This is a genomic window from Fenollaria sp. C0166D3, assembly GCF_056590255.1.
Map to the genome: position 1 here is coordinate 40,431 of NZ_JBWPVU010000005.1, position 11,706 is coordinate 52,136.

Sequence of the window (11,706 nt, forward strand, 5' to 3'; positions counted from 1 at the left end):
GGATAGAATATAACAAGGAAGTAGGTTAGAGTCCTACACAGTGCCGCTACGGTATTTGCGATTAGCATAAGTCCGATACTTGTACTTTAGTTTTGCTCCGGTTCAGAGCAAGGCTAGTTTTTTTAGCACAGTTAATTCTATACTATAGTATATTAAAGGAGAAAGATTTTATGAAAAAAATTATTTTCTTGGCAGTCATCTTATCATTATTATTCACATTTGGCTGCAAAACTAACGACACAGGCGCAGACAAGAACGAAAAGACTGCCTCTGGCGAAAAAACAGAAACTACTGAAAAGTCTGATGTTAAAGAGATAACTGTTGGTCAAACTTGGGTTATTACAAGTGATGACCCACTTGATGGAGCAAACGGTTGGAGCATCACAAACCACGGCATCAGCGAGTACGTTTACACTCTTCAAGCTGATGGTACTTTAAAATCAAGATTTGTTAAATCAATCGAGGCTAAAGACGAGACTCACTTTACTGCTGAATTAAACGAAGGCGTTAAGTTTGCTGATGGCAGCCCAGTTGATGCTAAGGCATTTTGTGAAGCAATGAACATGATCATGGAAAACAATGAATTTGCTCGCGCTTCTGCTGGTAAGATCGTTTTCACTCCAGTAGAAGACTACAAAGTAGAGATACTTACTGAGCTACCTACAGTTAATCTTGAATCAATTTTCGCTGAGTGGACTAACGTTATGTTCAAGAAAGATGGCGACAAATACATCTTCACAGGCGCTTACAAGATTAAAGAGCTTAAACCAGGAGCTGAAGTAGTTTTAGAGAGAAACGAATATTACGATGGTTTTGAAAATAGACCTGAAACTGTTATTATCAAGGCTTTCAAGGACGGAAATGCGCTTAAGCTTGCTTATGAAAGCGGTGAAGTGGACCTAGCTTTCGGCCTTACAAACGATGTGGCTGTCGGTTTAAAGGACAAGGGCTTCAAAGCGCTTGATTACAATGCTGGATACCAATACTACTGCTTCTTAAATCTTAAGAGAGATCATTTAAACGACCTTCACTTCAGAAAGGCGCTTGACCTTCTTGTTAATAGACAAGAGATTATCGATGCACTTGGCGGAGGAGACATGCCTACAGGACTATTTGCCAAGAACTTCAGCTTCAATGGCGATCAAAAATTAACTTTTGATGTAGACAAGGCTAAAGAAGAATTTGCAGCTGCTGGCTACACTTATCAAGGCGACAAGCTTATGGACAAAAACGGAAATCCTGTTAAGCTTACTATATTAACATACTCAGCTAAACCAGATCTACCAGTTATTGGTCAAGTACTTGTATCTGATCTAGAACAAGTGGGTATAGAAGCAAGCGTTTCACTAGCTGACAGCATCGACGAAGAAGCTGCTAAGGGTAATCACGATATCTTATTATACGCTCAAAACCCAACAGCAAGCGGCAACCCACACTATTTCTTCGCTCAACACTTTAAGACAGACGCTGTTAAGAACCACAGCTACTATGCTAATGCTGAAGTTGATAAATTAATCGACGAACTTGGCGTAACAGCTGATATTGTTAAGAGAGACGAGCTTTCAAAAGAAATTCAAGCAAAGATCTATGAAGATCTTCCAATACTATATACAGTTGATCCGCACTGGTTTGTAATGCTTTCTGATAATATTAAGAATTATGAAATCTGGAACGGAGACTATTTTGTAACAAATCCAACACTAACAGTTAGATAAATGAAAGTCATAAACTTTTTTTGCAAATGGCTTTTGATATTCATAGTAGGCTCTCTAATCGCCTTTGGCATCGTTAGGCTTATGAGCGGCGATCCAGTTATGATGGCGCTTAGCGAAAGAAACCTTCCTGCGACTGAAGAAAATATTAGCTATTTGAAAAAAGAATTCGGCCTTGATAAATCACTTGGCATGCAGTATTTTGAGTGGATAAGTGATTTTATCAAAGGCGATTGGGGCAAGAGCTACATGACAGACGTCGATTTGAAGCCTGAAATATTAAGGAGAGCTCCTGTTTCAATTATGCTTGGCTTATTAGGGCTAATATATGCGAGTATATTAGCCTTTTGGCTAGGCTATTTGTCGAGCCTTAAAGATGGCTTTTTTGATAAATTCACAAGGGCACTCGCTCTTTTCACTCAAACCGTTCCAGTTTTTATACTTATTATTCTCTTTGTGTACTTCTTTGGCGTGAAATACAGATTCATTAGGTTCTTCAAAACTGGCTCAATCGCAAGCCTAGCAGTTGGAACGTTTTTTGTGGGTCTTCCACTTATTGGCCCTATGTCCAGAACGGTTAGGATATATTTTTTAGAAGTGATGAAAAAACCATTCTTCCGTTTTTATATAGAAAGAGGCTACAAAAGAGAAAAGGCTCTTTTAAAGTACTGCTACCACGAGCCCTTACAAGGCCTTTCCGGTTTACTTATCAGTCAAAGTGCTTACGTGATAGGCGCCAGCTCAGTTGTAGAGTTCGCTTTATCAATACAAGGACTATCGACATTCTTGATCGAGTCCATCGCCCACAGAGATTATCTAATCATACAAACATATATCATGATGGTAATTATATGGATGTTCTTTGTACACTTAATTTTTAGTGTATTTTCGAAATATGTAATAAGGAGGGGAAGCGCATAATGAAAAAGATGATAATATCAGTAGTCATAATACTTTTGGTAGCGATAGTCCTCTCAATAATCCCGACACAAAACCCAAAATTCGTTGACATCAAAAATAAATTCTTGCCGCCATCGGCTGAACACATCATGGGCACAGACCACTTGGGCCGTGATATCTTCTCGCTTATGGCACAAGGCTTTTTAAGAACCTTATGCGTTGTCTTGATAGCGAGCGCCGTCTCATACGCAGCTGGACTTGCACTTGGCATAGTAGCTGGCTTTTATGGCGGGGCATTTTTAAGCGTCATACGTTTTTTAACGGACTTAACCTTAATCATACCAACCTTTATAGTTGCTTTGATCGCGTCAATCATCTTCTCGGACACGGTTTTAGCCGTTGGACTTGCGCTTGGCTTTTCAAATATAGGTTTCTTCGCGAACCAAAGCTATAAACTTAGTGAAATTATTCTTAGAGACCCTTATGTTGATACGCTTAGAATGCTGCAAGCACCAAACTCATACATCATGAGAAAGTTTTTGCTGCCAGAGCTTCTTGCACCGAGCCTAAATCTTATGGGCAACAAAGCTTCAAATCATATACTAGCTTACGCTTCACTAACATTTATCGGTTTAGGCGCAGACATCACAGCCCCAGACTTTGGAACTATGCTGTATCAGTACAGAGGCTACATAATTGACAAGCCGCTTATAGTTTTGTGGCCAGCACTTGGCATATTTTTCCTAAGCTTAATTTTTCACTACACATTTGATGAGGTGAACGTATGATTGAGCTAAGAAATTATTCAGTGAGCATAGCTGGCAAATCCATAATCAAAGATATAAACCTTTTAATTGATGATGGTAAGTCGATGAGCGTGATTGGTGTTTCAGGAGCAGGTAAGAGCATGACCTTTAGGTCAGCACTTGGTTTAGTGGACAAAGCGCAAATAGATGGCGAGATATATTACAAAGGTGAAAGGGTAAAAACTTTAAAAGATAAATTAAAAAATGAAATCGGCTATATCACGCAAGACGTGCAAAACTCGCTAAATCCTTACATCAAAGTCATTGATCAGATGACGAGCGATTTAGTTTTTGCAAAAGGCATTTCTAAATTGGAGGCCAAAGAAAAGGCGCTTGAGTCCTTAGAAGCGATTGGAATCAGTAAAGACAAGGCAAAGAAGTACCCAGATGAGTTTTCAGGCGGCATGCAGCAAAGAGTTGTCATAGCCATGATATTAAACAGAGGGCCAGAGCTTTTGATTGCGGACGAAATTTCGAGCGCGCTTGACAGAGAATCGACCGATATGGCGATAAATATGATTAAAAATCACATGGACAAAAACAAGATGAGCCTTATCTATATCACGCACAACCCCTTTGACGGCATAGCGCTAACAGATAGGATATGCGTTTTTAAAGACGGCATGATTATTGAGAATAGAGCGTCAGACGAGATTTTTGAAAGCGAAGAAGAGAATACGAAATTACTTTTAGATGCGGCAGGGAAAATATATGGAAAAAATTTTAGAGATTAAAAATTTAAAAAAGACATTTAAAATGTCAGACGCGCCAACCATTTCTGATTTAAATTTAGATTTATACGAGAATGAATTTTTAGGCATCATAGGCCCCTCAGGTAGCGGCAAGACAACCCTTCTTAGGCTCATAGCTGGTCTCATAGTTCTTGACAAAGGCCAAATTCTCTACAAGGGACGCGATTTGCCCATAGTTGGCGACAAAAGAAGGAACCTCGATGATTTTCCAGTACAGCTAATATTTCAAAACGCTGTCTCATCCTTCGATGCGAAAAAAACTATACTAGCTAGCTTTAAAGAGGCGCTTCACTTTTCGAAAAAAGATTTTAACGAAGAAGAGCTAGAAAAACTAATGGATGACTTCGAGCTAGATAGAAGCTCTTTACAAAAGCTTCCAAATGAATTATCAGGCGGCATGATTAGCCGTGCGCAAATAATTAGAGCGCTACTAACAGAGCCAAAAGTACTCCTTGCAGACGAGATTACATCGCCACTTGATGTTAATCTGAAGCTCAAGATCACAGAGTTACTTGATGCGTATAGAAAAACACATGGGATGAGCATTATACTTGTTAGTCATGATGTACAATTGCTAGAACATGTCTGCGACAGGATAGTTGATATTAACAATATAATGGTCAGAGCAAATTAATTCTTAGCACGTGCGAAGCACCAAGGTTCTCGGGACCCATCCAAAGCGAAGCTTTGTGAATGGGTGAGGTTCTTCAATTGCGCTTAAGGCTCGCGCGCTTCGCCTTATGCTAAAATTCTGCTTGAAGAATGACTTAAACTTAAAATTAAAATTTTAAGCTTAAGTCTTAGTTGATTCATCCGTAGTAAAAAACAGTTCTTTTATAAATTAATAAATACTTCTGTGGATACAATTAATTTGTATCCATTTTTTTATTGCTAGATATGATTTTACATCAAAATATTTATTTACGACAGAGAATCATCGCCAAACTTATGATTTGCAGAGCAAGCGAGATGATTGGACGAAGTGGACTGACGAAGCAAGCGGATCGTACTAAACGTACGTGAGCATTGCTGAGGAGGGATCCGTAAGATTAAGCAAAACTATGTTCGCTATCGCTCCATACCTTTGTAATCTCTGGAATAAGGCATGCATAGCCAATCGAACATCGCTAACACTCGTTCTCTTGGTGCATGGACTTAACAAGTTCAAGGGCTTGCTTGAATGCAAATCATTTGTATTTCGTAGTAAAAAGTGGTATAATAGTACCATTGGCAAAATGAGGTGATACAATGAAAAAATATTCTCTAGTTAAAAAATACATTCAGCCATACATATTTATTTATTTTTTAGCATTTTTATTTGAAATAATGTCGAGCGCACTGCAAATGCTTATACCTATAATCTTAGGTACAACTATTGATAGCATCATAGGCAGTGAAGAGCCGACTAATAAGATTATGATTGGCTTCATAAACTTCTTGGGCGGCAGAGACTTAGTGAGGGAACGCCTTGGCATCATCGCCATAGCTTTCATCACTATCAGCTTTACTATAGCACTACTTAACTTCCTAAGGCCATACATGAGCGGCAGGGCAACATGTGCCATCAGCAAGGGCATACGTGACAATATCTACAAGAAGATTTCGTCTCTAAGCCTTAAGGACATGGCATCGATCACAACTGGTGACATGCTTCAAAGGGCGTCGAGCGACATCGCTCAATTCGAAATCATTATTTCTACTACCATGATGGCGCTTTTAGGAAACATCTCCTACATCGTAATCTCTTTAATCACACTATTTACAATAAATTTGAAGCTTGCACTTATATCCATAGCCTTGATGCCTATACTATTCATAGGAACCTACCTATTCGATAGAAGCGTAGTCAAGGTCTTCGATGCCTTCGAAAAGTCGGAGGCGAGACTAACTTCGACTGTTCAAGAAAATATATCTTCTTACAAAGTTGTTAGGGCTTTTTTCAAACAAAAGCACGAGATAGAGAACTTCGAAGAGAAAAACATGGACCTTGCGAATAAAGACTACAAGATTATGAAGTACTTTGCCTACTTCTGGACGGTAGCTGAATTTCTTTGCTTCTTGCAAATAACTTTGATTGCGATATTTGGTGTTATTATGCACAAAAATGGAGCTGTGTCCATAGGTGAGTTCACAGCAGTTTTTGCCGTTGCCTTGAATATGGTTTGGGTCGTCTTAGGTACAGGCAGAATGCTTTCAAGATTCACAAGAGTTACTGTTGCCATAAGGCGTTTCGACGATGTTTTAAAAAAGGACTCTGAAGACCTTGACAGCGGCATCAAAGATATGGATATCAAGGGAGCTATAGACTTTAACAAGGTGTCTTTCACTTATGACGGGGCGCACGATGCAATTAAAGACCTTTCTTTTAGCATAGGCGCGGGCAAAACTCTTGGTGTGCTTGGTCTAACTGGCTCGGGTAAATCAACTTTAGTTTCGCTTATACCTAGGCTTATGGAATACGATGGATCAATAAAGATTGACGGAGTGGAGCTAAATACCATAGCTAAGCGCAAGATAAGAGAGAATACTTCTATAGTTTTACAAGAACCATATCTATTTAACAAGACTATAAAAGAAAATATTGCATATAGATGTCCTAACGCAAGTGACGAGGACATAATCAAAGCGGCGAAGATTGCGGATATTCACGAAGACATTATGAATTTCCCTGAGGGCTACGACACAATGGTTGGAGAGAGAGGCGTGAGTCTATCTGGCGGGCAAAAGCAAAGACTTGCAATCGCAAGGACTATACTTGTTCACACACCTATAATCATCTTCGACGATGCACTATCGGCTGTTGATACGCAAACTGACATTAACATAAGAACTGCACTTAGTCAAAATGAAAAAGCTCAAACGAAGATCATCATCTCGCATAGAATTTCAACGCTTATGAACGCTGACAAGATCATCGTTATGAAGAGGGGCGAAAAAATTCAAGAGGGAACTCATGATGAACTTATTCGCGAGGATGGTCTTTATAAGACAATTTATGAGATACAAAACATCGAGGTGGACTAGATGAAGATAAGTTTAATTAATTTAGTGAAAAAATTTAAAAAGGAAGCCGCCATTGTTTCGGTGCTTAACCTAATTTATGCAGTACTGCTTGCTTTTTGGCCACTATTAACAAAGTTTATCATCGATAATTACATCTATAAAAGTGATATGGAAAGCTTCCCAAGATTCATCGCCATTATGCTGTTTTTTGTCGTAATGATATCAGCTACTGAACTATCTTATACGTTTATGGCAGGAAAATTCGAAAAGAAAATCATACTTTACTTAAGAAGCGAACTATTTTTGAAGACGCAAAAACTATCAGCCAAGTACATGGATACGCATCAAGTTGGTTGGATGGTCTCAAGGCTTGTTCACGACACTATGTCTATAAAAGAAGCGGTTGTGTGGGAACTCTTTGATATGGCAGATGGTCTATCGAGGCTAGTCATCATATTTATAACTATGTTTTTACTTAATGCAAAGCTATCGCTATACGTTTTAGCAAGCATGCCATTCATAGCCGCTTTCACTTTTATTTTCCAAGAAAAGATGATGAAAGCGCAAAAGGAGATTAAGGCGGCATCGTCTGACCTTACAAGCAAGTTAAATGAAGATATACAAGGACAAAAGACTATAAAGACTCTGCTTAGAGAAAAGGAAAATCTTGGCGAGTTTAAGGAAATATCCGCGAGGTACGAAAGACGCAACAAGCACTCAGTTACGCTGCAAAGTCTATACATCCCGTCATTAACATTCTTAGGCTCGATCGCCACAGCTTTTATACTTAAAGATGGCGGTGCGGCAGCCATAGCAGGCACTTTGACAGTTGGTACGCTATTTGCCATGGTTCAGTACTCGACAGAAATCTACGAGCCCATAAGGCAAGTTGCTTCAGTTTTGAAAGAGCTTATATCGATGCAAGCCTCCATGGATAGGGTCAATAGCATCTTACAAGCGGACGTCGAAGTTTATGACACGAAAGAGATAGAGGCAGAATACGGCGATGCACTTGAGGCGCCTACTAAGCCGCTTCCAGCGATGAAGGGCGAGATCGAGTTTAAGGACGTATACTTTGCATATAAAGACGATGACTATATACTAAAAGATTTTTCTTTAAAAATAAAAGATGGCGAAAGACTTGCTCTAGTCGGCGAAACTGGCGGAGGCAAGTCGACCATCATTAACATAGCATCAAGATTTTATGAGCCAACAAAGGGAGAAGTTTACATCGACGGCATTAATTATAAAAATATGCCACTTAAGTGGGTGCAAATGAATTTGGGTTATGTTTTGCAAACGCCTTACCTATTTAGCGGAAGTATACGCGACAACATTTTATATGGCAGGGACGATGCGACAGAAGAGGATATGATTAGAGCGGCCGAAGTGGTTGGCCTAGATGAGCTAGTTAAGTCATTCAAAGACGGCTACGACACAGAAGTCGGCGAAGGTGGAGGAAAGCTTTCACAAGGCGAGAAGCAATTAGTGAGCTTCGCAAGAGCCTTGATCAAGGACCCAGCCATATTGATACTAGACGAGGCAACATCATCAGTTGATACTTATCAAGAAAAGAGGATACAGGACGCAATCGAAAAACTTCTTGAGGGAAGAACCTCGATCACCGTTGCACATAGATTATCGACAATAGTTACGAGCGATAGGATTTTGTATATTCATCAAGGACGTATAGCCGAGATGGGTACGCATAGGGAATTGATTGAGAAGAAAGGACTTTACTACAACTTGTATAGAAATCAGTATATAGAATCGCAATTAGATCAAATTTAATTTAAATGCAGCTACTTAATCAGTAGCTGCATTTTTTCTTGAGCAATTATTTACGCAGTGGCAAGGCCATTGTCATAGAAAAAAGCTTAGCAAACAATTTACTTACTCACACTGAAAGCATTATAGCAAAAAGATTTAATAAACTAAGTAAATACAATTGCAATAAAAGTCAATATATTGTATAATAAAGTTGTAGAAATAATTTTTAAGGAGGACTTATTATGGAAGGGAGAAGAAGACCTAAAAAGTCATTATTAATGTACGACAAAGTGTTGTTTTTCAATGCACTTATACTACTAGCATTTACTTTGATTTATGCTCTAGACTACATTATAAGCGGAGCTGTAATCGGTAATTCAGATAGTTTTGACACTGTAGGCAAAGTTATATCTATGGCAAAGAGGCTAAATATTTACTTTATCTTCATTGTTATAGCATTCGTTACAACTACACTTGCTCTTATTTACACAATACTTTTAAGAAGCGGCAAGAGAAGAAATGTTAAGACACTTGACAATGTTATGATCGGTTTTGGACTATTATTCACATTCATTGACTTCTTCGCAATGATGAAGTTTAGAAAGATGCTAAAGATGATTGCTAAAGCGATGGACTCTTTAGGAGGCATGTTAGGACTTGGAATGTCAAGTGACTTTGATCCTAATTATACACCTGTATTTGGTCTTATTATAGGCATATTAGCACTAATTTCACTAATTATAGGCTGTATACTTCTTTACAAAAAGATATATAGAAGAGTTAGACCTAAAGATTTATCAAGACAAATAAATGCAGTTGGTAGAGGCGTTTCAAACGCTGCAAATGCAGTTAAAGAAACAGCACAAAACGCAGCTGAAGACTTAAGAAACCCTGATAACGTTGCTGACTACGATACAAGAAGACCAGCACCAAGGGATTATGACGACGGCTACGATGATTATTATGATGCACCACAAAGACCACCAAGAAGACCAGCAAGACCACAAAGAGACGCTGAATATGATGATTACGATGACTATTACGACGAAAGACCAGAAAGACCAGCAAGACCACAAGCACCAAGAAGACCTAGACCAGATGCGCCACAAAGACCAGCTAGACCAGCTAGACCAGCTAGACCAGACGTAGCACAAAAACCGGACGCACCACAAAGACCGGACGCACCACAAAGACCGGACGCACCACAAAGACCACAAGCTCCAAGAAGACCTAGACCACAAAACGAAGACCACGATCAAGGTAATGAATATGACGAATAAAGATAATAACAGAGAGTACAGAGAAAACAGAGTTCCTAGAAAAGCGCCTCAAGACAATTACAACGAAAACAACGAGTATAACGACAACAACGAATATAACGAATATAACGATTACAACGACAATAATTACGACAATAATTATGACGATAGCTATGACAATAACTATGACGATAATTATGATGACAGCTATGACGATGGCTATGACAATGATAACAGCTATAATGACAGCTATGACAATGACGATAGCTACGATGATGGCTACGATGACGGCTACGACGATTATGATGATGGCTACGACGACGGCTATGGCCCAGCTTACAGAGCAAAACCTGTTAACACAAAGCCTATAATCATAGGAGTTATCGCTGCGATCCTTTTAGTGCTAGCTATCATCTTCGTTCCGAAGATTATCTACGCATTAAAACCAGACGCAGATGTATCAACAAAGGGTATGGATATAATTATTGATGTTAAGGGCTTTAACGGCCACGCTGTTGCAAGTGGCTCACTTCAAGGGATGCCTGAAATTACTGAAACAAAGCTAAAAGACAGAGATTACGAAATTTTAGACAGTATTAGCTACGGCGACATTGAATTTGATAAGAAGGAAGACCTTAAGAATGGCGACAAAATCATTGCCAAGGTTAAACTTGCTTCTGACAAATTCAAGGTAAAATTTGATAACGACACTATTGAAAAGGAAATGACTATAGAAGGACTTGCTGAACTTGTTAATAGTTTTGGCGAGCTTCCAAGCGATTTTCTTGATAGACTTGACAAGAGAGCTAATAAGAGCATTTACGATTCACTATATAAGCCAGATGGACTTAAAATAGAAAGACTTACTCTAATGGAAAAACCTATGGACGAGGCTGAAATTTATGAAGTAAGTAGTTCCTATGACGCTAAGTCAAAATATAGACTACTTGCCATATACCAAGCAAGCTTCAACGAAAGTGACTGGTGGAGCGGTACTAAGACTAGGAAGACTCACTACTACATCATGGACAGCTACAATTTCCAAAAAGCAAACGGCAAGGTAATATCTGAATTTTACTTCGATGGCTACTACGACAATTACGATGAACTTGTTAATAACCTTGGCTTCAAAGGCTATCAGCTTTTAGATGAAAAGAAAGCCAAAGAAGAGCCAAAAGAAGAAAAAACTGACGATAAAGATGACGATGATGATAAAGAAGATAAAGAAGAAAAAGATGATGAAGATGATCAAGATGAAGCAAAAGAAGAAACAAACGACATCGGCAAAACATTCTACGTTAAAAACGAAGGCAATCTAAGAGAAGACTACTCATTAGACGCAGACGTTATCGTAAAGCTTTCAGACGGAGCAGAAGTAACAGTTAACGACGAAAAGCACACAGACGACGGAAGAACATGGTATTTAGTTGATGCGGTGGATATTGACGGATCAAGCTACTCGGGATGGATTAGTAGCCGAGTTTTAAAATAAATACAATATATA

At 38.9% G+C, this 11,706-nt stretch carries 9 protein-coding genes and 1 riboswitch; all 9 genes read left to right on the forward strand.

Annotation, left to right across the window (positions count from 1 at the left end):
• The first annotated feature begins 1 nt into the window (after position 1).
• A riboswitch (adenosylcobalamin (AdoCbl) riboswitch) is annotated at positions 2-121 on the forward strand.
• A gap of 49 nt (positions 122-170) precedes the next feature.
• The 9 genes from AC1EJ0_RS04630 (at position 171) to AC1EJ0_RS04670 (ending at position 11,694) form a co-directional block, all read left to right on the forward strand.
• Complete coding sequence (locus AC1EJ0_RS04630; protein WP_480023479.1) at positions 171-1,715, forward strand: ABC transporter substrate-binding protein; 1,545 nt, start codon at positions 171-173, stop codon at positions 1,713-1,715.
• A 33-nt stretch (positions 1,716-1,748) separates the two neighbouring features.
• Complete coding sequence (locus AC1EJ0_RS04635; protein ID WP_480023478.1) at positions 1,749-2,633, forward strand: ABC transporter permease; 885 nt, start codon at positions 1,749-1,751, stop codon at positions 2,631-2,633.
• Positions 2,633-3,400 (forward strand): ABC transporter permease, encoded by a 768-nt coding sequence (locus tag AC1EJ0_RS04640; protein WP_480023477.1) that lies wholly within the window; start codon positions 2,633-2,635, stop codon positions 3,398-3,400. Before AC1EJ0_RS04635 ends, AC1EJ0_RS04640 begins: the two co-directional genes overlap by 1 nt.
• Positions 3,397-4,152, forward strand: coding sequence for an ATP-binding cassette domain-containing protein (locus AC1EJ0_RS04645; RefSeq protein WP_480023476.1), 756 nt, complete (start codon positions 3,397-3,399; stop codon positions 4,150-4,152). The genes AC1EJ0_RS04640 and AC1EJ0_RS04645 overlap by 4 nt, the downstream gene beginning before the upstream one ends.
• The gene (locus tag AC1EJ0_RS04650) at positions 4,130-4,804 is read left to right on the forward strand and encodes an ABC transporter ATP-binding protein (protein WP_480023475.1); all 675 of its coding nucleotides are present in this window, start codon (positions 4,130-4,132) and stop codon (positions 4,802-4,804) included. Before AC1EJ0_RS04645 ends, AC1EJ0_RS04650 begins: the two co-directional genes overlap by 23 nt.
• A gap of 614 nt (positions 4,805-5,418) precedes the next feature.
• Positions 5,419-7,194 carry an ABC transporter ATP-binding protein gene (locus AC1EJ0_RS04655; RefSeq protein WP_480023474.1) on the forward strand — a complete coding sequence of 592 codons (1,776 nt, stop codon included), beginning with the start codon at positions 5,419-5,421 and terminating at the stop codon, positions 7,192-7,194.
• Positions 7,195-8,964 (forward strand): ABC transporter ATP-binding protein, encoded by a 1,770-nt coding sequence (locus AC1EJ0_RS04660; protein ID WP_480023473.1) that lies wholly within the window; start codon positions 7,195-7,197, stop codon positions 8,962-8,964.
• Positions 8,965-9,185: 221 nt separating this feature from the next.
• On the forward strand, positions 9,186-10,223 hold the full coding sequence (locus tag AC1EJ0_RS04665) for a hypothetical protein (RefSeq protein WP_480023472.1): 1,038 nt from the start codon (positions 9,186-9,188) through the stop codon (positions 10,221-10,223).
• Positions 10,213-11,694 carry an SH3 domain-containing protein gene (locus AC1EJ0_RS04670; protein WP_480023471.1) on the forward strand — a complete coding sequence of 494 codons (1,482 nt, stop codon included), beginning with the start codon at positions 10,213-10,215 and terminating at the stop codon, positions 11,692-11,694. The genes AC1EJ0_RS04665 and AC1EJ0_RS04670 overlap by 11 nt, the downstream gene beginning before the upstream one ends.
• Positions 11,695-11,706: the final 12 nt, after the last annotated feature.

Coding starts and splice junctions, on each gene's coding strand:
- AC1EJ0_RS04670 (WP_480023471.1), top strand. CDS start 10,213: ATGACGAATAAAGATAATAACAGAGAGTACAGAGAAAACAGAGTTCCT.
- AC1EJ0_RS04630 (WP_480023479.1), top strand. CDS start 171: ATGAAAAAAATTATTTTCTTGGCAGTCATCTTATCATTATTATTCACA.
- AC1EJ0_RS04650 (WP_480023475.1), top strand. CDS start 4,130: ATGGAAAAAATTTTAGAGATTAAAAATTTAAAAAAGACATTTAAAATG.
- AC1EJ0_RS04640 (WP_480023477.1), top strand. CDS start 2,633: ATGAAAAAGATGATAATATCAGTAGTCATAATACTTTTGGTAGCGATA.
- AC1EJ0_RS04655 (WP_480023474.1), top strand. CDS start 5,419: ATGAAAAAATATTCTCTAGTTAAAAAATACATTCAGCCATACATATTT.
- AC1EJ0_RS04665 (WP_480023472.1), top strand. CDS start 9,186: ATGGAAGGGAGAAGAAGACCTAAAAAGTCATTATTAATGTACGACAAA.
- AC1EJ0_RS04660 (WP_480023473.1), top strand. CDS start 7,195: ATGAAGATAAGTTTAATTAATTTAGTGAAAAAATTTAAAAAGGAAGCC.
- AC1EJ0_RS04645 (WP_480023476.1), top strand. CDS start 3,397: ATGATTGAGCTAAGAAATTATTCAGTGAGCATAGCTGGCAAATCCATA.